This is a genomic window from Bordetella muralis (genome assembly GCF_054781015.1).
The window spans coordinates 873,810-899,121 of sequence record NZ_BAAGVF010000006.1; the positions used below are offsets into that span (position 1 = coordinate 873,810).

Below are 25,312 nucleotides of genomic sequence, written 5' to 3' on the forward strand. Positions count from 1 at the left end.
CGCTTAACTAACCCCGTTGCAAGCCGGATTTCAAACTATGTAACCACTGTCGCCAAGCCGAGCCCGGCGCTCTAGCGTCCAACTCGGGGGCAACCAGGGCCTCTAAGCGAGCGACCTCTTTTTTAACGGCAGGTACAAAAATCAACATATCGTCGCACTGTTCGTTATTTTTATCGTGCAGTTCGAAATACTTACGATGCTTAATACGACCGATTTTAGTAGCGCTGCCCTTTGGACTTTTGCGCAACACAAACTCTTCGAATGATTTTACGACATAGTGATTAATGCGCATATTCGACCAGATAACCGACTTGCTCAAGCTGTCCTGCCGACCATCACGACAAACTAAGTCATTACTCAACGCATCGACATACCGCCCACTTCTCAACACAGCGTGGTGTGGTGTCGCCCAGTGATCAACACTCGTCGGCCTAACCACAGCCTTATAATGCTGATTCACAGGAAATTTCGCTAATGATCGCCGCAAAAAACGCTCAATAACCAAGCCCTCTTCCCAAAATTTCTGCCCTGCGGATCCAAAACACGCCCAGTTCAGCGCCAAGCCGCCCACACCTGGATCTGAGAATATTTCTGTCAGCTTTGGCACGATTGATTGCATGCCATCCATCGGCGTGATGAACTCATCCGCATCGACAAACGCAATCGCATCAATATCCGCCGGACACATCTTCGTCAGTAAGTTATATGCACCCAACTGCGGCCGAACATCCGGCTCATCCGGATAATCCACCAGCGTAATAGGCTCATGCTTCTGCAAGATCGACAGTATCTGTCGAGTCAGGTCAGTGCTGCCATTATCGGCAATCAAAAACTGACTGAACCCGACGATCTTGTGGAACGCCAGCCATTCCAATACATATGCGTCTTCGTTTTTGAAGATCGCACCCACAGCAAACTTCATAGGATGATGATCAAAATGGCTGTTGAGGTGATTATCAAAACGGCGTCGCGATTATTCGGTAAAGCCGTGATATTTTTTGCCCAAGGCCACGGTGGCGGAAAAGAAACCTTGTTTATTACCGCAATCGTAACGCGTACCCTCGTATTGATACCCAAAAACCGCGCGGTCACGCAACATGGCGGCGATACCATCGGTCAATTGGATTTCGCCACCAGCACCCTGACCCGTTTGGCGCAGATATTCGAAGATCTCCGGCTCTAGCACGTAGCGACCCACCACAGCTTGAGTGGACGGTGCCTGAGCGGGCTCAGGTTTCTCAACCATGCCGTCCAAACGCCACGTATCACCATCCACCTGATTGCCAGAAATAATCCCATACTTATTCGTCTCATGACGCTCAACGTTCTGAATCCCCAGCACGCTGCCCTCGCACGAATGGGCAACCTGCACCAACTGGCGCGTCACAGGAACTTCAGCGTCAATCAAGTCATCCGCCAGCAACACAGCAAACGGCTCATTGCCCACCACAGGCGCCGCGCACAACACCGCATGCCCCAACCCCAGGGGAGCCGGCTGACGGATATAAACGCAGTTCACATGCGCCGGCAGGATGCTGCGAATCGCCTGCAGTTGCTGCTGCTTGTTTTTCGCTTCCAGCTCGGCCTCGAGCTCGGGCATCGTATCGAAATGATCCTCAATTGCACGTTTGTTACGCCCAGTTACGAAAATCAACTCGGTAATGCCAGCCGCGACGGCTTCTTCAGCCGCGTATTGGATGAGAGGCTTGTCCACCACGGGAAGCATCTCTTTGGGCATCGCTTTGGTGGCCGGCAAAAAACGAGTGCCGAGGCCCGCGACAGGGAATACTGCTTTACGGATTGGTTTCATAGCGACCTACGGAGAAAACGCGAGTATGAAGGAAGTTAACGGGCGAAACTGCAAGGAAAGGCAAACATGACTTCGGGAAACTAACTGAGCATTCTGACGGTTTGAAGTGGCACACTACGAAACAATCTATCAATTCTGTAACTGAGTCGTACTTTTTCTTCACACTCTATCGATTAGAGCACCTTCCCTGCAATATGACGCATCATTTTTCGCGAAATACTTTCGCAATGCAATGACGCCAACGGTTGGTTTGTTTTGGCATTTGCCGCCAATCAATTAATTCTTGCAACACACGCTCGGGAGTAGCAAACCGGCGGGTGATCCGGCTGACGTAGGTGGGGTACAGAATCAAGGTACCGGCCACTAACTCGTCCAGCGTCAACAATCGATCACGTCTGCGACATACTTCGTCGATTAACGCCCTATCCTCGGTTAATCCCCAGCCCGCATAAAACGGCTGACCGTAGGTCACGACCGGTATACGGCGCAGCAACGCCTCAAAACCCGCCAGGGAGGTCAGGACATGAACCTCGTCCACCTGGGGGAATAGTTGTTCCAACGAAACTTTGCCGATGACTTCATCACACCATTCGAGCGCCCCGCCCTCGCCCTGGCCGGATGATCGCAGCCCAGCCGCAACGTCGGGATGTGGTTTATATAAGACGTAGTCGTCGGGATAGCCCTGTCTCACGGCGCGCAGCAAATCCATGTTGCGTCGAATGGTGCTGGCGCCATAGCGGATCGAGGCGTCGGTCTCGACCTGGCCCACGACCAGGAGCACTCGCTGCGCCTGAGGCGGACGCGACCACGCGGTCTGCCCCGCCAAATTGTATTTGGTGATACCGGATGCGCAGATGGTCTCGCGTAATGCGGCAGCACGGGCCAGCAAGGGTGCCGAAAACTCAGTCTGGACCAGGATCTGCTCTAGCCGCGATGCGCGAGTGGCGTCGTAGTAGATACCCACGTCGTCTTGCACCCAGGACACGGGCCGGATCAGGTCGGCGCCCAACCCTACGGATCGCAGAAAGCCGTCTTCGACCCGAATGACGGGCTTTTCCGGCGGACGGCTCGCCAGGGCCGCGTCGAGTTTGCGGCCCCAACTGGCGACGCTATCGTGTTGGCTCGCCCGTTTGGCGAACCAGGTGAAATGCATGCGGCTGCCGCCAAAGAAGTCTCGGACAAAACCGTGTTTCCAGCCGGAAAATCCAACCGCGGTGATGTGTTCGGGAAAGCGCTGGCGCATGCGGCGCTGCAGGGCGATCCAGGCCAAGACGGTTTCGACTTCGCAGCGACGGCCCGTTTCAGGGTCAACGTAGCGGCAGTAATCGATCAAGGCGGCGTGGGTCAGTTGTGCCAGCGAGACGGCCTGTCGCCGCCTCTCGGGCGCGAGCTGTTCGTCATGGGTCAGGCCCCAGCCTGCATAGAACGGCATGCCGAATACGCGGACAGGCTTGCCCCATAACAGGGCCTCGAAACCCAGCTGGGATGTCACGGTGTAGACGGCGTGGGCGTCGAACAGTAAGCCCGCCGGATGTACGTCCTGGTCCATCAGTACGACGCGCGGCATGGCGCGCACCTGCTCGACGTCGAAATAGCCGCGTTTACGGCCGGAAACGACGTCGGGGTGGACTTTCAGGACGATGGTGCGCTCGGGATGCTCGGCCAAAGCGGCCTCGAGCATGCGCCGAAAATCCTCGGGACTGGCGCCGCCTGCGGTGACGGACGCATCGCCGTAGGTTTGGTCGACGACCAATACGTACCCTGTAGGCAGTGGCGCATGAGCGTCGCGGGTGTGGTTGTATTTGGACACCCTGCCCTGGCACCAGGCCGCGATCAGCGCCTGCGCGCGCTGTTGCTGGGCGGTATCCAGGGGCCGTTTGATCAGGGCCTCTAGCCGTGTGGGGCGGCCCGCATCCAGGTAGAGACCTTGATCGTCCATGACCACCGATAAAGGCGGGTCCGTGAAACCCAGGCCGACAGAACGCAGAAAGCCGTCCTCGATGTGCCATACGCGCAGACCATGCCGCTCCGCATAGCGCTGTGCGCGTTGCGCACTAGGACGCTGCCCCCAGGCCAGCACGCTATCGCCGGGCCGGGGTTGCGAGGGCTTTGGATAGACCAGGTCGAAATCATCCAGCAAGGCGGCCAGGGTCGCATTGCGGCGTACGCCTGCCGAGCAGATGATGAGGCGGGGCTGCGTCATCGGCGAGGATCAATATTCAAACAGTTCTGCCTGCGCAAAGGTGCCGGCTTGCAGGTCTTTGGCAGACAGAATCAGCTGCGGGCTCGCAGGCCAGTCGATTTTGAGCTGGGGGTCGTTCCAGACGATGGCGCGCTCTGAGTTTTTGTCCCAATAGTCGGTCGTCTTGTATGACACGTCGGCGGAATCGGACAGAACGAGAAAGCCGTGCGCAAAGCCCTCGGGGATCCAGAGCTGGCGGCGGTTTTCCGAGGACAGGATTTCCCCTACCCACTGCCCCAGCGTGGGCGAACCGCGGCGCAGGTCAATGGCGACATCGTAGATCTCGCCCGAGAGGACGCGCAGGAGCTTGCCCTGGGCGTGCGGATTCAATTGGTAGTGCAAGCCGCGCAACACGCCGCGCACAGAATGGGAATGGTTGTCCTGGACGAACGAGACCGGACGGCCGACGGCAGCCTCGAAGCTCTGTTGATTGAAGCTTTCAAAGAAAAAGCCCCGCTCGTCGTCGAACACGCGAGGTTCAACAACACATACCTCGGGGATCGCAGTTCGAATGACGTTCATGGAGGCTCAGATTTCGGTCACGATGTTCATCAAGTATTCGCCATAGCCGTTTTTCCTCAAGGGCTCGGCCAGATGCACCAGTTGCTGGGCATTGATGTAGCCCAGGCGATAGGCGATTTCCTCGGGACACGCGACTTTCAGGCCCTGGCGGGCCTCGATAGTGGCGATGAACTGGCTGGCCTCGAGCATGGATTGATGCGTGCCGGTGTCCAGCCACGCATAACCGCGCCCCATGGTGACGACGTCAAGCTTGTCCTGCTGCAGATAGGCCCGATTCAGGTCGGTGATTTCGAGTTCGCCGCGAATGGACGGCTTGATGGTTTTGGCGATCTCGGGCGCCTGATGGTCATAGAAATACAACCCGGTGACGGCGTAGTGCGAACGCGGCCGCAGGGGTTTTTCTTCCAGGCTCTGGGCCTTGCCATGTTTGTCGAACTCGACGACGCCGTAGCGCTGCGGGTCATGGACGTGATAGGCGAAAATCGTCGCCCCGGTTTCCTGGGCGGCCGCGTCGTGCAGCAGCTTGGAAAAGTCGTGGCCGTAGAAGATGTTGTCGCCCAGGACCAGCGCGGACGGCGCGCCATCCAGGAATGTGTCGCCGATGAGAAAGGCCTGGGCCAGTCCCTCGGGGTTGGGCTGAATGGCGTACTGCAGGTTCAGCCCCCATTGGCTGCCGTCGCCCAGCAGTTGCTCGAACCGCGGCATGTCCTGCGGCGTGGAAATCACCAGGATGTCTTGAATACCCGCCAGCATCAGCACGCTGAGCGGATAGTAGATCATCGGTTTGTCGTAAACGGGCAATAGCTGTTTTGAGACGGCCAGTGTGGCGGGATACAAACGTGTACCCGAACCACCCGCCAGAATAATGCCCTTGCGCCTCTTCATTGAGTGTGATCCTTGCGTATCTTATCGGCGCGCTAATTGCGCAATCGTTTGTTGAACGCCGTCTTCCCAGTTCGGCAGAGATACATCAAACGTCTGACGTAGTTTAGAGGTATCCAGGCAACAATTGGCAGGTCTGGGCGCGAGTGATGGATATGACGAGGCTGGAATCGGCCGAATGGTATCGGGCGATGCCTGCAGCGCCATACCGGCCTCTCGTGCCAATCGCACCACCAGGCGGGCATATTCGTACCACGAGGTATGGCCCGCCGCCGTCAGGTGATAGCAACCGTAGGCGAACTTGCCGGTTGTGCCTTTGCTCTGCTGATACCGCGCAATGAGTTGCGCCGTAACGTCGGCGATCAGCGCCGCACTGGTAGGTGCGCCGACCTGGTCAGCGACGATGTTCAGTTGTTCCTGGTTCTGCGCGATGCGCAGAATGGTCTTGATGAAGTTACCACCGTGTTCGCTGTGCACCCAGCTGGTACGCAGGATGAGGTGCTGCGGCAGATGCCTGACGATGCCCTGCTCGCCCGCGAGCTTGCTGCGTCCATAGCTGGACTGCGGGGCGACCTCGTCGGATTCGACGTAGGCCGCGGGTTTGTGTCCGTCAAAGACGTAGTCGGTCGAGTAGTGCACGAGCAGCGCGCCGGATGCGCTGGCCGCTTTGGCCAATAACTCCGGGCCAATACCGTTGATCTGCATGGCGAGCTCGGGCTCGGCCTCGGCGCGATCGACGGCGGTGTAGGCAGCGGCGTTGACGATGATGTCGGGCTGGTGGACGTTGAGCGTGGCCTGGATGGTCGCTGGGTTGGCCAGATCGCAGTCCTGGCGATCTACCGCGACGAGCTCGCCCAAGGGAGCCAGGCTGCCTTGCAGGGCGTGACCGACCTGGCCGTTCTTACCAATGATCAGAATCTTCAAACGTTTGCTCCCGCTGGGCCGTAGTGCTGTGCAACCCACTCACGATAGGCGCCGCTGACGACGCCCTCTACCCAATCGGGGTGATCCAGGTACCACACGACGGTCCGGCGCAATCCGGATGCAAAGGTTTCGGACGGGGTCCATCCGAGTTCCTGGGCGATTTTGCTGGCGTCGATGGCATAGCGCCGATCATGTCCGGGCCGGTCACTGACGTGGGTGATCTGCTGGGCGTAGGATCGGCCGTCGGCGCGCGGCCGCAGTTCATCCAGCAACGTACAGATTGTGTGGACGACATCGAGGTTGGCACGCTCGCTGGCGCCGCCGATGTTATAGGTCTCGCCGAGCCTGCCCACCTGCAGGACGCGCCGCAAAGCGCTGCAATGGTCTTTGACGTACAGCCAATCGCGCACCTGCTGGCCATCGCCATAGATAGGCAACGGTTTGCCGTCCAGGGCGTTCAGGATGACGAGCGGGATCAGTTTTTCCGGGAATTGGTAGGGACCGTAATTGTTTGAGCAATTGGTGGTCACCACCGGCAGGCCGTAGGTGTGGTGCCAGGCGCGGATCAGGTGATCGGACGCGGCCTTTGAGGCGGAATACGGGCTGTTGGGCTGGTACGCATGCGTCTCGGTGAACGGCGCGTCGGACGGGGCCAGTGAGCCATAGACCTCGTCGGTGGAGACGTGCAGCAAACGGAATTCGTCTTGCTGCGCACGCGGCAGCGACGCGTGATAGGCGCGCACAGCCTCCAGCAGGGTGAATACGCCAATGATGTTGGTCTGGATGAACGGCGCCGGACCATCGATGGAACGGTCCACATGGGACTCGGCCGCAAAGTTGATGACAGCACGCGGGGTGTATTGGGCTAACAGCTGGTCAATGCACGCACGATCGGCGATGTCGCCGCGGACAAAGTGATGCCGCGCATCGTCCTGCAGGGATGCCAAGGTGTCGCAGTTGCCCGCATAAGTGAGCTTGTCCAGATTGACCACCGGCTCATCTGATTGCGTCAACCAATCCAGAACGAAGTTGCCGCCAATAAATCCGGCGCCGCCCGTAACAAGTATCGTCATTGTTCAATTATTTCTTAAAACTCGGTCGCGGCAAAGGTATCGTACGGGACGGTAATGTACTATTGCGACCATCGGTAGTATAAACCTTCACTGTTGTTAGGAATAACGGTGCCGTTGTCCCGTCTATTTTCCCGCCTGATGCGTTCGCGAGGCGGCCAAACGCATTGGCCGCAGAATACGCTGCGTCAATGGCTGGTATTGCAACAAAGTGACAACCCCTCTACTGATTATTACATTCGCCCTCGGCTGCAAGAATCCGGGCTGCCGGTCTCATATAAAAACATCGATAAGGACCTGCCCCATTTCGGCGATCTGGCGCCGGGAACGGGGGTGGTGATTGTTCGATATTTAAATTCCCGGTGGGTGTCGGCGTTACGCACGCACCGCAGCCAACTCAGCCAAGTGGCGTATTTTATGGACGATGATTTACTGCGTCCGAAGCATTGGGTAGGTTTGCCGCGGGCTTATGTCAAAAAACTAAATAAATATTGCGGCACGTTTATTCCGGATATCCTGACGCTGTCATCGGAATATTGGTTTTCTACTGAGGAATTGCGTCAGCGATATTCGTTTAAAACGGCGCAGGTGATTTCCCCTCGTCCCTTGGTGGGGGATGCATACGGCCCGAGCTTGCTACATCCCTTGGGTGAACGTGGCCCTATTCAAATGTTTTATCACGGCTCGGCCACGCATCAGGCCGAGATGGAATGGCTGTTCCCGATTATCGAGTCGCTGCTGGAAAAATGCCCGGATCTGCATTTCGAGTTAATCGGCAATCACACAATCAATCAGAAATTCCGCCATTTGCCTCGTACCCGGATTTTGCATCCGCTATCCTGGCATAACTACATCAGCCATTGCCATACCTTGCATGGCCATATTGGCCTGGCGCCGATACTGCCCTCGCCTTTCAATATGGGCCGTTCGCATAGCAAGATCTACGACATCGCGCGCTGCGGCGCGGTCGGGGTCTATTCGACGCCGAGCCCCTATGTGGATGCGATCGCGGACGGGCAAGACGGGTTGTTGTTAAAAAATGACCCGGACTTGTGGGTGGAGACGATTCACGAGCTCGTGAACGATCGCGCCAGGCTCAATGCCCTGCGCGCCGCAGCCATCGAGAGACACGCGACGCCGATGGTAGAGTCCGCTGCGATATTGGGCCAGGCGTTGCAGACCGCACAGGCTTGATGCGGGTTATCCCCACATATCAACTAATTGTCAGGATCCTTTCAGCAAGGTTTAATCCAGTAGCGGTAAGTCGTAGTACGACCCGGTACTCAATCTGATCGGTCGATGGCTGCGCCGTCCAGTCTCATGCATTGCGCTTTGTTCTTGCTGCACCTTTAAAGCTGTTTCATAACAAGCTGGTTCATGCAGTTCACTCAGGAGACAACAAGCCATGCTAAACAATGCGTCATCTCGTCGCCGTTTCATTGCCGGGGCCACCACTATCGCAGGGTCTGCGGCGCTGGGATTTCCGGCTGTCACTCGTGCCCAGGGTTCACCGGTTTCTCTACGATTTCAAAGCACCTGGCCAGCCAACGATATTTTTCACGAGTTCGCACAGGACTACGCCCGCAAGGTCAACGATATGGCCGAGGGTCAGTTAAAGATCGAAGTGCTGCCGGCAGGCGCCGTGGTCAAGGCCTTTGACCTGCTGGATGCAGTGTCCGCCGGCACCTTGGATGGCGGCCATGGCGTGGTGGCCTATTGGTACGGAAAGAATACGGCGGTAGCGCTGTGGGGCTCGGGCCCCTCGTTCGGCATGGACGCGAACATGCTGCTGGCTTGGCACGAATATGGCGGCGGCAAAGAGCTGCTGGTCGAAATCCAGAAGGCGATGGGCGTCAATGTCGTGTCGTTGATGTACGGCCCGATGCCGACGCAACCGTTTGGCTGGTTCAAAAAGCCGATCACGAAATACGAGGACGTCAAAGGGCTGAAGTTCCGTACGGTGGGTCTGGCGATCGATATGTATACCGCGATGGGTGCGGCGGTGAACGCCCTGCCCGGCGGCGAAATTGTGCCCGCGCTGGATCGCGGGCTGCTCGATGGCGCGGAGTTCAATAATGCGTCGTCCGACCTGGCCCTGGGCTTTCAGGATGTCTCAAAGATCTGCATGCTGCAAAGCTTTCACCAGAGCGCGGAGCAGTTCGAGATCCTGTTCAACAAGAATAAATACGAAGCATTGCCCAAGCACTTGAAGCACATCCTCGCCTATGCCGCGCAGGCCGCGAGCGCCGATATGTCCTGGAAGGCGGCCAATCGCTATTCGGCCGACTATATCAAGCTGCAGAAAGACCACAACGTCAAGTTCTACAAAACACCCGACTCGATTCTGCAAGAACAGCTGAAGATCTGGGACACCATGATCGAAAAACGTTCGGCGGAAAATCCCTTGTTCAAAAAGGTGCTGGAATCACAGCGCGATTTTGCACAACGGGCCGGACGTTGGCAGAACGACGTCTCGGTAAATTTCCGGATGGCATTCAACCATTATTTTGCGCGCAAGCCTGCGGGTTGAAGGGCCTTCGGTTGATATTGCAACACGACCTCGCACCCGTTCGCCACGCCGGGCATTAGCCCAGTGCGGCGAACGGGTGCGAGGTCGTGCCTGCGCTGTATCGCCGAGTCGATGTAGGTACTTCGAGATATTCGATGTAGTACTTCGATGAGAATGCCTCGATGCCGTTGCCGCAATGCAGTGTCTTCCGATGCCGCCGTCCTGCTGCACCGCCCCGCTGTGACCACCCTATTTTCTCCTGACCTGGATCAAGCCCTATGCTAAAGCTGATACGCATGGTGGACCGCTTGTCTACTTTTGTCGGGCAGGCCTTTGCCTGGCTGATCGTCGTGCTGACGGTGCATATATGTTGGGAAGTGTCTGCCCGGTACATATTCAACACGCCCAGCGCCTGGGCGTTTGATCTGCAACTCATGTACTACGGTGTGCTGTTCATGATGGCGGGTGCGTATACCCTCGCGAAAAGCGGCCACGTGCGCGGCGACATCCTGTATGGATTTTTGCCTCCGCGCGTGCAGGCAGGGCTGGACGTGATCTTGTATATCGCGTTTTTTATTCCGGGTGTCGTCGCGCTGGTCTGGGCCGGATGGTATTACGCAGGAGAGTCGATTGCGATTCGTGAGCACTCGTCGTTGATGGCGAATGGACCTCCGATTTATCCCTTTAAGGCGTTTATCCCGGTCGCTGGGGCCGTACTGCTGTTGCAAGGCTTCGCAGAAATCGGGCGCTGCCTGCTCTGCCTGCGCGATGGCGCGTGGCCCTCACGCGAAGAGGACGTAGAGGAAGTCGACGTCGACAAGCTCAAGAAAATGGTGCACGTCAAAGACGAGGACATCGCAAAGCTGGATCGCTATGTCATTGATGAACAACACGGTGAACGGGATCCCGCGGTGACAGACGAAGCACGCAGCAAATCAGGCCGCTCCGCCAATGACCAGGAGCGCACCAAATGAAAATTCACAAAGCACTGTGGTTTGGTTTGACGTGTATCGGCATTGTGCTGGCGATGATAGGTTTCTTGACACCATGGCACGATCTGACGACGGGACATTTGGGGTTGTTGATGTTGGCGTTGATTGTGGTCGCCATCATGTTGGGCTTTCCGACGGCGTTTACGCTGATGGGTATGGGGGTGTTGTTCACGTTTCTCGCGTATTACCTGCAGAATCCGGATGTGCAGCGCTCGATTCATCAGACCTTGGATTTGATGGTGCAGCGAACATACGCCACGATGACCAATGATGCGTTGATCTCGGTGCCGTTGTTTGTGTTCATGGGCTATCTGGTCGAACGTGCGAACCTGATTGAAAAGCTGTTTCGGTCAATGCATCTGGCGTTGTCCAGACTACCCGGCGCATTGGCAGTGGCGACGCTCGCAACGTGCGCCATATTTGCGACGGCCACAGGCATCGTGGGTGCTGTGGTCACGTTGATGGGGTTGCTGGCGATGCCGGCAATGCTAAAGGCCGGCTATAGCGTTCGATTGACCGCCGGCTCGATTACCGCTGGCGGATGCCTGGGTATTCTGCTGCCGCCGTCGGTGATGTTGATCGTGTACGGTGCAACGACGGGCGTGTCGGTCGTGCAGTTGTATGCCGGGGCGCTTTTTCCGGGCCTGATGCTGGCCGCCCTGTATGTGCTGTACGTCATGCTTGTCGCCAAACTGCGGCCCGATATGGCGCCGCCATTGACGGCCGAAGAACGGCGTATTGCCCTGCCTGCAGAGGCTGATGCAATAGCGCGCCAAGGCTATACCCATGCTGTCAACGGACTATTGGGAACCCTGTTCAAGGGTCGCCGCAATGCCGGCGTATCGTTCGGATTTCTGTCGCGATACACGATGTTGGCGTTGACGCCATTGCTGGCGTTCGCGGTGTTGACTGGGTCGGTCTATTACCTGGTGACGCAACCGCCGACGGTGTATGAGATCCCTGATGAGTTGCGGTTGGGCAGCGGCGGCGATGACTATGGTGGACTCGCTGAGCCTCCGATGGCAGGGGGATTGGCTGAACCGCCTGTTGAGGGAGGTTTGAGTGAACCGCCGATGGAAGGCGGATTAAGCGAGCCGCCTGCGGATGGTGGTTTGGCAGAACCTCCCATGAACAATGGCGTCGCGGAGCCGCCCGCCAATAGTGGTGTCGCAGAGCCTCCAGGTGCCTCATCTTCCGGATTGAGTGAGCCCCCGGGCAGCGCTGCGGCAACTAATCCTACAGCTGCCAGTACGGCCAGCGCGGCATCGTCGCCGTCCGACACAGGCCCGGCAAGGGTCCCTGCTCCCACCGGCTATTGGATATTCTTCGGCATCTGCCTGGCCATCCTGGCGGTCTTTTATCTGCTGCTGACCTGGGCGCGGTTGGAAATCTTCAAGATGCTGATGGGGTCGTTCTTTCCCCTGGCATTGATGATTGCCGCGGTATTGGGCTCCATCACGTTCGGACTCGCCACCCCGAGTGAAGCCGCCGCGATGGGGGCCATGGGCGGCGCGTTATTGGCGCTGGCCTATCGACGGCTCAACATGCCCGTGCTGAAAGAATCGGTCTACCTGACCGCAAAAACTAGCGCCATGGTGTGCTGGCTATTCGTGGGATCGTCGATCTTTTCCGCCGCGTTTGCGCTATTGGGCGGCCAACGCATCATCGAAGAATGGGTGCTATCGCTGGGACTGACGCCGATCGAATTCATGCTGCTGGCGCAGATCATCATCTTTTTGCTGGGCTGGCCATTGGAATGGACCGAAATCATCGTCATCTTCATGCCGATATTCGTGCCGCTGTTGATCACGTTCCAGATCGACCCGCTGTTCTTTGGCCTGCTCGTGGCGTTGAACCTGCAGACCGCATTCCTCTCGCCTCCGGTCGCCATGTCTGCGTTTTATCTGAAAGGCATATCGCCGCCTCATGTCACCTTGAATCAGATATTCTTGGGCATGCTGCCGTTCATGGGCATCCAGGTTGTGGCGATTTTCTTGCTGTACATGTTCCCGGGCATCGGGCTTTGGCTGCCGACAGTGTTGTATCGTTGAAATCGACGAGCGATGCACCCCTGCTGCACGTGCCGCATCGTTGCGACCATGCTTTGAACCATTAAAGGAATCCGTTCACATGCTGCAAACGCTGGAAGTAGCCTATGGTCCGCAAACCGCTGTCATCTGGCTGTCCCGCCCTGAGGTGCGCAACGCATTGGATGCGCGTCTCATTGCCGAATTGACCGAGACATTCATGACACTCGCCGACGATAGCGAAATACGCGCCATCGTCCTGGCAGGCCACGGCAAAGTCTTTTGCGCTGGCGCCGACCTCAACGCCATGCGCCACAGCGCCCAGGCCAGCGAAGCCGACAACCGCGCCGACGCGCTGGCGCTAGCCACCCTGCTGCACACCATCTACACCTGCCCCAAACCCACCATCGCGCGCGTACATGGCGCCTGCATGGCCGGTGGCCTCGGCCTGGCCACCGCCTGCGACATCGCCATCGCCAGCCGCGACACGCGTTTCGCCCTCACCGAAACGCGCCTGGGCCTCATCCCCGCCATGATCTCGCCCTACGTCCTGCGCGCCATCGGCCCCCGAGCCGCCAGCCGCTGGTTCCTCACAGCAGAGACTTTCGATGCCGCCGAAGCCTGGCGCATCGGCCTCATTCACGATATCTGCGAAGCCGAAGAACTGGACGCACACATCAATGCATTACTCGGCAAACTCATGCTGGCCTCGCCCAATGCACTGAAAGAATCCAAACGTCTGATCCATGACGTCTCTCAGCCCCCCATCGACGACGCCATCCTGGAAGACACCGCCACCCGCCTGGCCGCGCTGCGCGCGACTCCCGACGGCCGGGAAGGTATCGCCGCTTTCCTGGAAAAACGCACACCGTCCTGGGTACCCGACCAAGAACCATCCTAGCCGCTGGCACGTGTCCTGAGGGGCAGTTCTACGCAAATGGCCTTCTCACGTTGTTGGCAATATCGCGTCGCCGAGCCATTACATGAATTCCCATGCAGATGGCATCAAACTGGCGCATCGTCGCTTTGCTGATCGCTCCGACATCATACAAAGTGGCACCTGTTCTGCCCTGTAACCATGGTCAGCCTTCATCGCGAGTCCCTGCCGGGCGCGTGTGGGTGGTGCCGGCCCGTTGAGCCGCGATTTAGCCTCGCGCAGCGAGGCCGAGGCCCCTGGTCACGGGCCGAGTCGCGGCGATAGGGCCGGCGCCACCCACACGCGCCTGGCAGGGACGCGTCAAGAAAGACCATCTGCATCAGCCCAAAACACCAACCAAAGCCCCACACCTACTCCGCGTCATCCCCCAAAGCACCACGAGACTTCAAACTCATCAAGATCCGCATCCCCCCAAGATGCCGCTCCTCCCCCGTCTCGCAAGACTTGCAAATCCCGCCCACATAGCGCCCATTCACCACTGTCTCAGCAAACACCCCTGATCGATAATTGTGCCGCGCATCCGTCTCAACCCGGTACCATTCCCGATCGCCGATCCGCACCAATTCAAGCGGTTGGCGAATATCAGCATCCGGCCCAGTCGAACGCAGCACCGCCCGCAGACGGAAATAACGCTTGAACGGCGACGCATAATATTCACGCAGCTTGTCCGCATCGTCCTCGCCTGGCAGCGACTCATTACGCATCAAGATCGTGCAAGTCTCCTGCGTCTGCTCGCAGGCCTCGGTCTCGCAAACGAATTGCACACGGCGCAGCCCGCTTTTTTCCAGCATGCCCTGCGGCGAACCCTTCAAGGACCAGCCCTCGGGAAGCTCAACCGACAGTCCATTGGGCATAACAACGGTCTCAGCCCATGAACCCATCGCCGCCAACGAAAAAGCCAGCATCGCAATAACGCGAGCGGCAACAGGATGCCTCATACGCCCGCCTCCAGTCGATGGTTTTCCTCGTCAATACGACGCGCCACAAAACGCTCGAAAGCAGCCTGTTTATCGTCATCAAACGCACGTAACGGCACGATCACCGGCTCGCCGACCCGCCGCAGCAACAGAAAATGCTCACTCCGCCGCTCGACGCGCTCAAAGCTGATCATCTCGAAACGATTCAGCAGCCCCTCTTGCCAAATGTCGAGCCTGTCCTCATAAAGCCGCACCTCTTGCTCATAGACCCGCATCCGTTTGTGCAGTTGCTCGGCGAGCCGGTGCACATGCCGGCCCCTCGCCCACGGGTGCAAGACGATGATGGCAACAATGATTGCCCAAAAACCCAGCACATACTGCCAAACAGAGCTCGCAAGCATCTGGAGGAAAAGCGGAAACGCATAGCGAAAAGGAACGCGGTCTGCATCCAGCAACCAGAAAAAGACCAAAATCGCCGGCCAAATAAGTGCAGTCACTAGAAAGGCCAGCGCAAAGCCTCGGCGGCGGCGTCGGCGCATGCCGGGACGCTCCATTTGCCAACCGAGTGCGATGGCGCGATCCGCAGCAGTTTGCTCGAAACGCACAGTCATCAATGGCTGCGAGTCAGTTTGATCTTCCAGTCCCTGAAAATCCCGGGCTTCCCCAGCGCCGCCAACCTGGCACGATGCAGCCCATGTCTTGATGCGTACGATCTGTTCATCGGACAATGCACTGCGCCGCAAGACAAGGACATCCTCGATATCCTTTAGCCGAATGAAGAAATGCGTGTTCCCCTCGGTCAAACCGTTGATGCGCTGGCAAGCAATAGCGCTGCAGTGTCCCGGCGTGTACGCAGTGATGCCGCCCGGCTCAAAGCGATAGGTGACGGCCATAGGCCGATCGAGCTGTTCATCGTGGCACCAACGCTTTAACCGGCGTCGAAAGATCATCGGTTGGATCGCATAGTAGGCCAGCGTCGGCACGACAACGAGAAGGATCACCAGGCCATCCAAGCCAAACAGCTTGCCGCCCAAACGGGAAACAAAGGCGCCGAAGCCTTGATCACCGCTATCCTGCCAGGACGAGAAACCGATCAGCACCACCAACAGAAGCACTACCCAGAACAGAATGTATAGCAACCGCCGCCGGGCGGCCTCAAACAGATCTGCATAGACAAAGAGTGAGCCCGCGAGCCGCTCGGGCAACTCGATCGAGGACTCAACGACAAAGGCTTCTGACGATGCTGAGGTTCCGGATGTTTGAATAGACGGTGTCGTGTTCGTGCTCGTCATCGCTGGTTCAGTTCGGCATCGTGAATGTTTATGTCTATCTCGATATCAGTTTCGACGATACAGGTTCAGAACCGCAGAGCCCGTCTCAATGTTGATGCTCGTCGATCACCAAATGCGCCATACCTGTCTCGGTAGCGATGCCGACCTTTTGACCAATGGGCAGCGTTGCCTTGGTGCGGATGTGCCCGTAGGGCAGCCCAGTGATGACGGGGACTTTGACGACACTGCGCAGCCATTTCACGACGGCGGGCATGTCGTACCCGGCATCATGCGGCGCCAACCGATAGTCCGTGAAATGACCAAATACGATGGCTTTTTGGCGTTGCAGTATGCCCGCCTGCCACAGTTGAGCCAGCATGCGCTCCACTCGATAGGGATGCTCTGCAACATCCTCAATGAACAGAATGCCGCCGCGCACTTTAGGCATATATGGCGTGCCCATCAAGGACATCAAGGTCGCCAGATTACCGCCCCACAGTACGCCGCGCGCATCGACGGAATCAGCGTCCTGTGTCTCAAAACTGAGGATCTCGAGCTCGCCGCGCATGATCTCACCGAACAATGCAGCCGTCAGATCGTCGACCTTTTTACCACCAAAATCCGCGACGGCTGTCGGGCCGCTGTAGCTGACCGCACCCGTCTGCGCGAGCAAGGCGAGATTGAACGCCGTGAAGTCGCTCAAGCCCACGAAACGCTTGCCACTATCCGCAACAGCGCGCCAATCGATCTGAGGCAATAAACGGCTGAGCCCATAACCGCCACGCGTGGCCATCACAATCGGATGTTTTTGCTTCAACGCGCGAGTGATGCCTGCCAAGCGCTGCTTTTCCGTGCCGGCAAAACGTTGGTGCACCGCCAAGGCGGCGCGATCCACCGCAGTCTTGAATCCCTCTTGTGCCAGGCGCTCGCACGCCAACGCCACTGTGTCCGGGTCACGCACCGCAGACGAAGGCGAAATCAAATAAATCCCGCCGGCAGGCTTGGCATGATGATGATGCGAGTGGTCATGATCGTGACCACAATCATCATCGCAATCATGCCCATCGTGTCCGTGTGCAGGATGTATAGAGGTACTCATTTAGCAGATTCCTTTATGCGGCGTTCGCGGAAAAACCGCCGCAGCATATCGCCGCAGGGCTGCGCCAACACGCCGCCGATAACAGTCGTGTGATGATTCAATCGCTCTACCGCGCCGACGTCCAGCACGCTGCCGCAGGCGCCGGTCTTGGGATCGGAAGCGCCGTAGACGACGCGCGCCAAACGCGCATGCAACATGGCGCCGATGCACATGACGCAGGGTTCCAGCGTGACGTACAGACTCAACCCAGGTAAACGGTAATTGTCCAAATGCCGCGCGGCCGCGCGTAATGCGACGATCTCTGCATGCGCTGTGGGATCGCTATCGGTAATGGTGCGGTTATAACCAGTGCCAAGCACTTGACCCTCTGCATCGACGACGACCGCGCCGACGGGGACTTCGCCCACGCGCCATGCAGCCTCGGCCTGCTCGATCGCCAGAGCCATGAATCGTTCATCCGCCGGCGACGCCAGCGTCACCTCATCAACCACGATACACCCGGGATTTCAGTGCGATGCGTCCGGCCAGACTGGTGACGGCCTCTTCGAGCCATTGATAGAGCTCGGCGTCTTCGCCGTAGCGAGCCTGATTCAAATTCGACACGCGGCCTTCTTCGATAAAGCCCCATGCTCGACTGCGTTTGTCGCGGTGTTTCGGGTCCCATACGCCGAAGGCGAACCCGCCGGCTTTGCGGATCAAGGAAAAACACGGAATGTCGGTGTAGCCGTCGCCAACAAAGACCATCTGGTCAAACGGGACGCGCAGGCGGTCTTCGGGGATTTTGCGGTTGACTTCGAAAGGCTTGTTGCGAAACTCGCGTCCGATGATGCCTTTTTGGATGTGGAATAGATAACGGGTCTTGTCCGTAAAGCTGACCAGGCGACGCGGGAAAATGATCCCGCCGTCGGAGCCGTACACAAACTCCGATGCCCAGATCTCGGTGAATTCGTGGGCGATGGGCGTGGACCGCACTACATCGCCGATGCCGCTGGAGATCAAATAAAACTCCAGTTGCACTTGAGGGTGTTCGGCTCGAACCGCGGCACGCAGACGTTGAAACAGTGTCGGGACACCGTCATGCAGGGGCAGTCTGGCGCCCCAGTCTCGCAATCGCTGTTGCGTGATCAAACCGTGCGCGCCACTGCGCGACAGTTCGATCATCTCGTACAGATACGCCGGCACCGGGTCCCAATCCTGATCGGAGAGCAACGGACCGACTCTGTCTTTCCAGAACGCAGCCGTATCCACCCCCAGGCTGTCGAGGAAGCCAGATGTGCTGTCCGGCGCCAGCGTGTCGTCGAAATCGAATATCAGGGCGATGACGTCAGACATGGATGCGGCAAAGAGTCGGTAATAGGCGACATTTTGCCTGATCCCGACTCTGCCGTCTTATTGCTGCACGGGCACGGGTGTCGCGGGTGTCCCGGCAGGTGGCGTGGTTACCGTGCCTGGTGTCGTCGAGCTGCCCGGCGCAGCCCCTGGGACCGTACCCGGCGCGGTGGAGCTACCGGGCATGGCACCCGAAGTCCCCGGCGTCGTGCCCGTCTCAGATGGGGGCACCTGGATCACCGTTTCACGCAGAACGCCGCCGCTCTCTACACTGCCTTTTACCGTGGACGGAGACTGCATCTGCTGCAGGCAATCCTGACGCTGCGGTTGGGGCAATTTCGTGCAACGATCTACGGAATTGTTACTGTAATTCGCCGATTGGCCATCGTCGAGCCGCTTGCGCTGCGCCTCATCGCGCGCCGCGCCTGCCTCTTGCAGGCACACGGCCTTGCTCTGATTGGTCTGGCCGCTGTTGCAGCGCTGCACGTCATATTCGTACTGAGATTGGATAGAGGCGGCCGTCGGTGCATCGGCCGCGTTGGCGGCAGAAATCCCTGCCATCCCGCCCAACGCGCTCAACGTCGCAAATGCCAGGCTGCAATACCGATTGTGCATACGTAGGTTCATTTTCCGCTCCTTCAGCTTGGCCGAGCCGCTACTGCGCCCAGCTAAGTTTTTACAGTACGCCAAAGCGGCAAGCCAGAAGGCGTGCAGATGTTACAAACACTAGCAGATTCGGACGATGTAACCGCCCTATTCCGCGTTGAAATCGCCGCGGTCCCGCCGGCTGCGATAGACCGCTGCGCGCATCAGCAACATGGCCGTCACCGGCGAGGTGATGAACAGCAACAATATGATGAGAATTTCATGGATCACGAAACGTTGCTGTATCGAGGAAAACACCAGAATCGACGCCAGCAATACGCAAACCGCGCCCAGGGTATTACCGAGCGTCGGCGCATGAATACGCGAGACGAAATCCTTGAAACGCAGTAGCCCGGCTGAGCCGATCAGCGAAATGACGCCCCCTGCGACCAGCAAGATGCTGGCCGGGATGCCCGCCCACAATGGAATCTCGACGTTCATGGCTCGATCACCTCGCCACGCAGCAAAAATTTGGCCATTGCGGTAGAGCCGACAAAACCGAACAAGGCGATCAGCAAGGCCACGTCAAAATAGACCGGCGTACCTGACCGTATGCCAAAGGCCAGCATGGCCAACATGCCATTGATGTAAAACGCATCCAACGCCAGCACGCGGTCCTGCGCGGTGGGACCGCGCACCAGCCGCACCGTTGCACACGCCATGCCCAAGACAAAACACAACAAGGCAAAGGATGCGGCCCAGAATAGAACAAGGTTCACTGAAACACCTCAATCAGGGTACGCTCGTAGCGCTGTTTGACCAACTCGACCCAGGCTGCTTCGTTTTCCAGATCGAGCACATGCAATGTCAGAATATTGTTGGACACATCGACCCATACCGTGCCCGGCGTATAGGTCAGGATGCAGCCCAGCAACGCACGGCCATGCGGGTCATGCAGATCCAGCGGGATATGCACAAATCCCGGGGTGTACTCGCGCCGATAGGCAATGATCAGTTTACCGACCGCGATATTCGACCGGATGATGTCGATCGCCACGCGCCAACTCAGCCCCAGCAGCAACCATAATTTATGAGGACGCCCGCGCAGCGGGCGCAGGCGGCTGGACGCAAAACCGAGCCACAGCGCAAGCGCCAAGCCTAATGCGATCTGCCCGACAGACAGCGACTCGTTGAGCAACAGCCACAGGACGAGCAATGCCGCAGGCAGCAGGAGTTTGTACCAACGCCGCATCAATGCCCCCCCAAGGTACGCGCCGGGTTGGCCGACAACACCGCATCGATGTATAGCGCAGGTTGATCGAGCGAGCGCGCCGCATCATCCAGATAAGCCGACACCGGCCCTGCGCCCGCCGCGAGTGCGACGCACAACAGAATCAACACGGCAACCGGCCCCGCCTCGAACACACGCAGCCGCGGCGTTGTGCGTTCCTCGTTGCCCCAGAAAATCCGCATCCCGGCGCGGCCAAACGCCACGATGCCTGCCAACCCCGCCGTCAACACGGCAGCCACCAGGATCCAGGCATCCGCCGGCTGGGTCGAGGTATTGGCCTCGGCAACCGCCGCGGACAGGAGCGAGAACTTGGCCACAAAACCGGACAATGGCGGCAACCCGGTCACGAGCAACGCGCACGAGACAAACGCCAATCCCAGAAAGGCCATTGCCGCAGGAATAGCCACACCCACTACATCATCGGAACGGTTCGGGCTCTCTGGATCATCCAGGTCGAACAGATCCAGCGTGACCGCCAACACGTTCGCCCCGAAAGTCTGCGTGCGCTCGACCAACTCGACCAGCATGAAAAATGCGCCCGTGGTCAGCACGGAGCTCAGCAGATAGAACAACGCCGGCCCTGTCAGCCGCACGCCCGGCATGCCTAACGCGGTGAGCAGCGTGCCGGCGGAAAGGATCACGCAATAACTGACCAACTGATCCAGTCGCTGGGTCGCGAGCAAGCCGATGGCCCCAAAAAACAAGGTCGCCAGGCCAACAGCAAACATCCAGTCCAGGCTGAATGCCGCCGGCGCGCCCGTGGGCAACAATAGCGAACCGATGCGCAACAGGGCGTAGATGCCGACCTTGGTCATGATGGAGAACACGGCCGCTACCGGTGCGCTGGCTGAGCTGTAGCCGCGCACCAGCCAGAAATTCAGCGGCCAGGCCCCGGCCTTGACCAGAAACGCCAGGCCCAGCACCGCCGCACCGGTCTCGAACAACAAGCGATCGCTGCCCCCCAGGACGCCAGCGCGCACAGCCAGATCGGCGAGGTTCAAGGTGCCCGTGACCCCATAGATCAGCGCAATACTGATCAGCAGCAGGAACGACGCCACCAGATTGACCGCAATGTATTGCAGGCCGGCACTGACCCGCGCCACCCCCGATCCGTGCAGAATCAGACCATACGACGCAGCCAGCAAGACCTCGAAAAACACGAACAAGTTGAACAGGTCACCCGTCAGGAATGCCCCATTGAGGCCCATCAACAGGAACTGGAACAGCGAATGAAAATGCACGCCCAGGCGGTCCCAGCGCGCCAGGGAATAGATCAGCGAAGCCAAGCCGAGCACGGCCGTCAATGTCAACATGACGGCCGACAATCGATCAACAACCAGCACGATGCCGAACGGCGCCGGCCAATCTCCGGGTAGATACACGCCTATGCCATTGGGCCAGACGCCGCCGACACCGCCAGCCAGTGCCAGCAACGTGATCGCCGCCGCGAGCTGAGCGAGGCTGGCCGCCAGCGCAATCCCCGCCCGTAAACCCCGGCGCTTGTCCGCCAGCAATAACATCGCCGCGCCCGCAATCAGCGGGACGGCAATGGGATATATAGGCGCGTGTTGCAACCAATCAATCAAGATTCCGACTCCCTGCCATCAACGTGGTCGGTGCCAGTCAACCCGCGAGAAGCCAGCAATACGACAAGAAACAATGCGGTGGTTGCGAATCCGATCACGATGGCCGTCAACACCAACGCCTGCGGCACGGGATCAGCCATGGCGGCCGGATCCGGCGTGACAGCAGGATCAATGACAGGCGGCCGGCCGACGGTCAGCCGTCCCATTCCGAAAATAAACAAGTTGACGGCATAGGACATCAAGGTCAGCCCCATGATGACCTGAAACGTGCGGGGCCGCAGGATCAGCCACACGCCAGAGCCAGCCAACACGCCAATCGCGATGGCATATATCAATTCCATTAGGCAGGACTCCCGGATTCTGCGGCGGCTTGAGCTTCTGCGGCCGCCTTGCGTTGTGCGCGCAAGGATTGGTGAGCCAGGGCCACCAACACGAGCACGGTGCCGCCCACGACCAGCATGTATACGCCCAAGTCAAAGAACAACACGCTGGAAAGATGGACGTGGCCAATCAGGGGCAAGGAAACATCCCACGCCATGGCCGATAGAAAGGGACGCGCGGCGAACCAGGCCGACACCGCAGTGAGGCCCGCGCACAGCAGGCCCAAACCGATCCAATGCTGTGGATTCAGGCGGCTGCGCGACTCCACCCAGTACACGCCACCCACCATGTATTGCAAAATCACAGCGGTTGCCATGACCAGGCCGCCAACAAAGCCGCCGCCTGGCGCATTGTGCCCACGCAAAAGCAGATACACCGACGCCATCGCCGCAATCGGCAACAGGAGACGCACCAGCACGGCAGGCAGGGCCAAGGCGTTCTCCGGCAACAGTGCCTGGATATCGGGCGCTACGACAGGCTCCCCCTGGTCACGCTGCTGACGCGGCAGATCGACACTTTCCGCCGCTGGCCGGAAACGACGCAGCAAGGCATACACCGTCAGCGCGACAATCCCAACGACAGTGATCTCGCCAAAGGTATCAAAACCGCGGAAATCCACCAGAATCACGTTGACCACGTTGGTGCCTCCGCCCTCGGGCAAGGCTTTTTCCACAAAATACGAGGCCACTGTCTGCCCCGGCGGACGGGTCAATATGGCATAGGCCAAGGTGGCCAGGGACGTGCCCGTCACCGTGGCAATCACCAGATCGCGCACGCGGCGTGCACGGGCGCGGGCGCTCCCATCCAGGCCACCGCCCTCGATACGGCGCGGCAACCACCGCAGCCCCAGCAGCAACAGCACGACGGTTACGACCTCGACCGCCAATTGCGTCAATGCCAGATCGGGCGCGGAAAACCAGACAAATGTCAGACAGGTCACCAGGCCTGCCCCGCCCGCCAGAATCAATGCTGCCAACCGATGGTATTTGGCCTGGAAGGCCGCCCCTACCGCGCAAATCGCACCCACCACCCACAGCACGGCAAAAGCAGGATCCAGCGGCGTGATGGGCGACGGCGCGTCGTTCCACTGACCGCGCTGCAATGGCAGCCAAGCCACGAGCAGCGCGCCCAGCACGATCAGCACCATCTGGATCTGCATGCGTGGCGACGAGACACGGCCCAGCACCCAGTTGGCGGCAACGCTGGAATAGTCGAACAAAAATTCGAACGTGCGCCGGCCATCGAAGCGGTAGATAAATGGCACCTGCCCTGGCAACGCACGCTGACGCGCACGCAATCCGGCATACAGCAAAATGCCCGCAAGCATGGCGACAAAACTCATCACCAGTGGCAGATTCACCCCATGCCATACGGCCAGGCTGTATTCGGGCATGTCAGCACCGAGAACGCTTTGTGCTGCGGTATGCAGAAAGGGGCCGACTGTCAGCCCGGGGATGACGCCCACGACCAGACACATCAGCACCAGCAGACCACTGGGCACAAGCATGAAGCGCGGCGGCTCATGCGGCGCGCGTGGCAAATCCTTTGCCGGCGGACCGAAAAACACCTGCAGGATGAAACGCAGCGAATAGGCCACGCTGAACGCGCTGGCCAGCACCGCCATCGCGGGCAGACCATATTGAATCATCGGATCGCCACTGACAAAGGTCGTCTCGGCAAAGAACATTTCCTTGGAAATGAAGCCGTTGAGCAGCGGCACGCCCGCCATGGCTGCGGCCGCCACCACGGCCAAGGTCGCGGTAATCGGCATGGCGCGCCTGAGCCCGCTCAGTCTGCCCAGATCGCGCGTACCCGTCTCGTGATCGACGATCCCGGCCGCCATGAACAGCGATGCCTTGAACGTGGCGTGGTTCACCATGTGGAAGATCGCGGCGACCAGGCCGAGCGAACTGTTCATCCCCAACAACAAGGTGATCAACCCGAGATGGCTGATCGTGGAATACGCCAGCACGCCCTTCATGTCCTGTTGGAAAATCGCGGCATAGGCGCCCAGCACCAGCGAACACAGCCCTGCTCCGCCAATGATCCAGAACCATTCTTCTGTGCCCGAGAGCACCGGCCAAAACCTCGCCAGCAGGAACACGCCCGCCTTGACCATTGTTGCCGAGTGCAAATAGGCCGAAACCGGTGTCGGCGCCGCCATGGCATTGGGCAGCCAGAACTGAAACGGGAATTGTGCGCTCTTGGTCAGCGCGCCGAGCGCTACCAGCACCAACACGGCGGGATACCAGGGATCAGCGCGAACCACGTCACCCGCGGCCAGTACCCGGTCCATGTCGTAACTGCCCACGATATGGCCCAGGATCAAGACGCCAGCCAGGAGACATAAGCCGCCCGCCCCTGTGACCGTCAACGCCATCCGTGCACCGCGCCGGGCATCCTGGCGATGATGCCAATAGGCAATCAGCATGAACGACGCCAGGCTGGTCATTTCCCAGAACAGCACCAGCTGAATCAGATTGCCCGACAGCACCACGCCCAGCATGGCCCCCATGAATGCCTGGAAAAACGAGAAAAACCGCGGCACCGGATCCTCGGGCGACATGTAATAGCGTGCATAGAGCACCACCAATGCGCCCATGCCCGAGACAATCAAGGCGAATAACCAGGCATAACCGTCCATACGCAGCGTGAACTGCAGGCCCAGCGCCGGTGCCCATTCCAGATCGGCACGAACCACTCCGCCATCGGCGACCTGAGGATAGAGACTGGCCACCAGGACGAAGCAGCTCAGTGCCATCAGGCCTGCCAACCACGCCTCGGCATTACGGGCGTTGGAAGGCAACAGCGCGGCGCACAGGCTGCCGATGAACGGCAGAGCGAGTATGAGAATCAGCGACATGGTATTCCGGGAGGGCCGGCGGCCTGGCTCTTGGGCAGGAGCCAGATCTCAGACCGGGGTGACGTTATACAGATG

General features: G+C 58.9%; 23 protein-coding genes and 1 pseudogene. 5 read left to right on the top strand and 19 right to left on the bottom strand.

Annotated elements, in window-relative coordinates:
- Positions 1-7 precede the first annotated feature (7 nt).
- The 7 genes from ACYVIT_RS14995 to rfbB form a co-directional block, all read right to left on the bottom strand.
- Positions 8-922: a glycosyltransferase family 2 protein gene (locus ACYVIT_RS14995; protein WP_415807261.1), complete on the bottom strand. Its 915-nt coding sequence runs from the start codon at positions 920-922 to the stop codon at positions 8-10.
- A 51-nt stretch (positions 923-973) separates the two neighbouring features.
- The gene (galU, locus tag ACYVIT_RS15000; protein ID WP_415807262.1) at positions 974-1,810 is read right to left on the bottom strand and encodes a UTP--glucose-1-phosphate uridylyltransferase GalU; all 837 of its coding nucleotides are present in this window, start codon (positions 1,808-1,810) and stop codon (positions 974-976) included.
- Positions 1,811-2,012: 202 nt separating this feature from the next.
- Positions 2,013-4,013, bottom strand: coding sequence for a capsular polysaccharide biosynthesis protein (locus tag ACYVIT_RS15005; protein ID WP_415807263.1), 2,001 nt, complete (start codon positions 4,011-4,013; stop codon positions 2,013-2,015).
- Positions 4,014-4,022: 9 nt separating this feature from the next.
- Positions 4,023-4,574 (bottom strand): dTDP-4-dehydrorhamnose 3,5-epimerase, encoded by a 552-nt coding sequence (rfbC, locus tag ACYVIT_RS15010; RefSeq protein WP_415807264.1) that lies wholly within the window; start codon positions 4,572-4,574, stop codon positions 4,023-4,025.
- A 6-nt stretch (positions 4,575-4,580) separates the two neighbouring features.
- Entirely contained in the window at positions 4,581-5,459 is an 879-nt protein-coding gene (rfbA, locus tag ACYVIT_RS15015) for a glucose-1-phosphate thymidylyltransferase RfbA (protein WP_415807265.1), read from the bottom strand.
- A 21-nt stretch (positions 5,460-5,480) separates the two neighbouring features.
- Entirely contained in the window at positions 5,481-6,380 is a 900-nt protein-coding gene (gene rfbD, locus ACYVIT_RS15020; protein ID WP_415807266.1) for a dTDP-4-dehydrorhamnose reductase, read from the bottom strand.
- Positions 6,377-7,453: a dTDP-glucose 4,6-dehydratase gene (rfbB, locus tag ACYVIT_RS15025; RefSeq protein ID WP_415807268.1), complete on the bottom strand. Its 1,077-nt coding sequence runs from the start codon at positions 7,451-7,453 to the stop codon at positions 6,377-6,379. The genes rfbD and rfbB overlap by 4 nt, the downstream gene beginning before the upstream one ends.
- Before the next feature lie 108 nt (positions 7,454-7,561).
- On the opposite strand from rfbB, the gene ACYVIT_RS15030 reads away from it, so the two are divergent.
- The 5 genes and pseudogenes from ACYVIT_RS15030 (at position 7,562) to ACYVIT_RS15050 (ending at position 13,879) form a co-directional block, all read left to right on the top strand.
- On the top strand, positions 7,562-8,644 hold the full coding sequence (locus ACYVIT_RS15030; RefSeq protein ID WP_415807269.1) for a glycosyltransferase family protein: 1,083 nt from the start codon (positions 7,562-7,564) through the stop codon (positions 8,642-8,644).
- Positions 8,645-8,855: 211 nt separating this feature from the next.
- Positions 8,856-9,980 carry a TRAP transporter substrate-binding protein gene (locus ACYVIT_RS15035; RefSeq protein ID WP_415807270.1) on the top strand — a complete coding sequence of 375 codons (1,125 nt, stop codon included), beginning with the start codon at positions 8,856-8,858 and terminating at the stop codon, positions 9,978-9,980.
- 257 nt (positions 9,981-10,237) lie between these two features.
- Positions 10,238-10,837 (top strand): annotated as a pseudogene (locus tag ACYVIT_RS15040) (TRAP transporter small permease subunit); the annotation flags it as partial.
- A gap of 92 nt (positions 10,838-10,929) precedes the next feature.
- Positions 10,930-13,002, top strand: a complete 2,073-nt coding sequence (locus ACYVIT_RS15045; protein WP_415807271.1) for a TRAP transporter large permease subunit — start codon at positions 10,930-10,932, stop codon at positions 13,000-13,002.
- 79 nt (positions 13,003-13,081) lie between these two features.
- Complete coding sequence (locus ACYVIT_RS15050; protein WP_460478223.1) at positions 13,082-13,879, top strand: enoyl-CoA hydratase/isomerase family protein; 798 nt, start codon at positions 13,082-13,084, stop codon at positions 13,877-13,879.
- A gap of 386 nt (positions 13,880-14,265) precedes the next feature.
- On the opposite strand, the gene ACYVIT_RS15055 is transcribed toward ACYVIT_RS15050, so the two are convergent.
- The 12 genes from ACYVIT_RS15055 to ACYVIT_RS15110 form a co-directional block, all read right to left on the bottom strand.
- The gene (locus ACYVIT_RS15055) at positions 14,266-14,820 is read right to left on the bottom strand and encodes a hypothetical protein (RefSeq protein ID WP_415807273.1); all 555 of its coding nucleotides are present in this window, start codon (positions 14,818-14,820) and stop codon (positions 14,266-14,268) included.
- Positions 14,821-14,849: 29 nt separating this feature from the next.
- The gene (locus ACYVIT_RS15060) at positions 14,850-16,124 is read right to left on the bottom strand and encodes a YcxB family protein (RefSeq protein WP_415807274.1); all 1,275 of its coding nucleotides are present in this window, start codon (positions 16,122-16,124) and stop codon (positions 14,850-14,852) included.
- Positions 16,125-16,209: 85 nt separating this feature from the next.
- A complete protein-coding gene (locus tag ACYVIT_RS15065) occupies positions 16,210-17,202 on the bottom strand; it encodes an LD-carboxypeptidase (protein WP_415807275.1) in 993 nt (330 codons plus the stop codon).
- On the bottom strand, positions 17,199-17,693 hold the full coding sequence (tadA, locus tag ACYVIT_RS15070; protein WP_415807276.1) for a tRNA adenosine(34) deaminase TadA: 495 nt from the start codon (positions 17,691-17,693) through the stop codon (positions 17,199-17,201). The genes ACYVIT_RS15065 and tadA overlap by 4 nt, the downstream gene beginning before the upstream one ends.
- Positions 17,686-18,534: an HAD family hydrolase gene (locus ACYVIT_RS15075; RefSeq protein ID WP_415807277.1), complete on the bottom strand. Its 849-nt coding sequence runs from the start codon at positions 18,532-18,534 to the stop codon at positions 17,686-17,688. Before ACYVIT_RS15075 ends, tadA begins: the two co-directional genes overlap by 8 nt.
- 57 nt (positions 18,535-18,591) lie before the next feature.
- Positions 18,592-19,158, bottom strand: coding sequence for a hypothetical protein (locus ACYVIT_RS15080; RefSeq protein WP_415807278.1), 567 nt, complete (start codon positions 19,156-19,158; stop codon positions 18,592-18,594).
- 126 nt (positions 19,159-19,284) lie between these two features.
- The gene (gene mnhG / locus ACYVIT_RS15085) at positions 19,285-19,617 is read right to left on the bottom strand and encodes a monovalent cation/H(+) antiporter subunit G (RefSeq protein ID WP_415807279.1); all 333 of its coding nucleotides are present in this window, start codon (positions 19,615-19,617) and stop codon (positions 19,285-19,287) included.
- The gene (locus tag ACYVIT_RS15090) at positions 19,614-19,895 is read right to left on the bottom strand and encodes a K+/H+ antiporter subunit F (protein ID WP_415807280.1); all 282 of its coding nucleotides are present in this window, start codon (positions 19,893-19,895) and stop codon (positions 19,614-19,616) included. The genes mnhG and ACYVIT_RS15090 overlap by 4 nt, the downstream gene beginning before the upstream one ends.
- A complete protein-coding gene (locus ACYVIT_RS15095; protein ID WP_415807281.1) occupies positions 19,892-20,368 on the bottom strand; it encodes a Na+/H+ antiporter subunit E in 477 nt (158 codons plus the stop codon). Before ACYVIT_RS15095 ends, ACYVIT_RS15090 begins: the two co-directional genes overlap by 4 nt.
- Positions 20,368-21,993, bottom strand: coding sequence for a monovalent cation/H+ antiporter subunit D (locus ACYVIT_RS15100; protein ID WP_415807282.1), 1,626 nt, complete (start codon positions 21,991-21,993; stop codon positions 20,368-20,370). Before ACYVIT_RS15100 ends, ACYVIT_RS15095 begins: the two co-directional genes overlap by 1 nt.
- Entirely contained in the window at positions 21,990-22,334 is a 345-nt protein-coding gene (locus ACYVIT_RS15105; RefSeq protein WP_415807283.1) for a Na+/H+ antiporter subunit C, read from the bottom strand. The genes ACYVIT_RS15100 and ACYVIT_RS15105 overlap by 4 nt, the downstream gene beginning before the upstream one ends.
- Positions 22,334-25,237 carry a monovalent cation/H+ antiporter subunit A gene (locus tag ACYVIT_RS15110; RefSeq protein ID WP_415807284.1) on the bottom strand — a complete coding sequence of 968 codons (2,904 nt, stop codon included), beginning with the start codon at positions 25,235-25,237 and terminating at the stop codon, positions 22,334-22,336. The genes ACYVIT_RS15105 and ACYVIT_RS15110 overlap by 1 nt, the downstream gene beginning before the upstream one ends.
- Positions 25,238-25,312 lie beyond the last annotated feature (75 nt).

What these genes read in the sequence shown, in the direction of transcription:
- ACYVIT_RS15095 (WP_415807281.1), bottom strand. Translation starts at nt 20,368, where the DNA reads ATGCGGCGTTGGTACAAACTCCTGCTGCCTGCGGCATTGCTCGTCCTG.
- mnhG (WP_415807279.1), bottom strand. Translation starts at nt 19,617, where the DNA reads ATGAACGTCGAGATTCCATTGTGGGCGGGCATCCCGGCCAGCATCTTG.
- rfbA (WP_415807265.1), bottom strand. Translation starts at nt 5,459, where the DNA reads ATGAAGAGGCGCAAGGGCATTATTCTGGCGGGTGGTTCGGGTACACGT.
- ACYVIT_RS15080 (WP_415807278.1), bottom strand. Translation starts at nt 19,158, where the DNA reads ATGAACCTACGTATGCACAATCGGTATTGCAGCCTGGCATTTGCGACG.
- ACYVIT_RS14995 (WP_415807261.1), bottom strand. Translation starts at nt 922, where the DNA reads ATGAAGTTTGCTGTGGGTGCGATCTTCAAAAACGAAGACGCATATGTA.
- ACYVIT_RS15060 (WP_415807274.1), bottom strand. Translation starts at nt 16,124, where the DNA reads ATGACGAGCACGAACACGACACCGTCTATTCAAACATCCGGAACCTCA.
- ACYVIT_RS15055 (WP_415807273.1), bottom strand. Translation starts at nt 14,820, where the DNA reads ATGCTGGCTTTTTCGTTGGCGGCGATGGGTTCATGGGCTGAGACCGTT.
- ACYVIT_RS15005 (WP_415807263.1), bottom strand. Translation starts at nt 4,013, where the DNA reads ATGACGCAGCCCCGCCTCATCATCTGCTCGGCAGGCGTACGCCGCAAT.
- rfbC (WP_415807264.1), bottom strand. Translation starts at nt 4,574, where the DNA reads ATGAACGTCATTCGAACTGCGATCCCCGAGGTATGTGTTGTTGAACCT.
- ACYVIT_RS15105 (WP_415807283.1), bottom strand. Translation starts at nt 22,334, where the DNA reads ATGGAATTGATATATGCCATCGCGATTGGCGTGTTGGCTGGCTCTGGC.
- ACYVIT_RS15050 (WP_460478223.1), top strand. Translation starts at nt 13,082, where the DNA reads ATGCTGCAAACGCTGGAAGTAGCCTATGGTCCGCAAACCGCTGTCATC.
- ACYVIT_RS15110 (WP_415807284.1), bottom strand. Translation starts at nt 25,237, where the DNA reads ATGTCGCTGATTCTCATACTCGCTCTGCCGTTCATCGGCAGCCTGTGC.
- ACYVIT_RS15045 (WP_415807271.1), top strand. Translation starts at nt 10,930, where the DNA reads ATGAAAATTCACAAAGCACTGTGGTTTGGTTTGACGTGTATCGGCATT.
- ACYVIT_RS15065 (WP_415807275.1), bottom strand. Translation starts at nt 17,202, where the DNA reads ATGAGTACCTCTATACATCCTGCACACGGACACGATGGGCATGATTGC.
- ACYVIT_RS15075 (WP_415807277.1), bottom strand. Translation starts at nt 18,534, where the DNA reads ATGTCTGACGTCATCGCCCTGATATTCGATTTCGACGACACGCTGGCG.
- galU (WP_415807262.1), bottom strand. Translation starts at nt 1,810, where the DNA reads ATGAAACCAATCCGTAAAGCAGTATTCCCTGTCGCGGGCCTCGGCACT.
- rfbB (WP_415807268.1), bottom strand. Translation starts at nt 7,453, where the DNA reads ATGACGATACTTGTTACGGGCGGCGCCGGATTTATTGGCGGCAACTTC.
- ACYVIT_RS15035 (WP_415807270.1), top strand. Translation starts at nt 8,856, where the DNA reads ATGCTAAACAATGCGTCATCTCGTCGCCGTTTCATTGCCGGGGCCACC.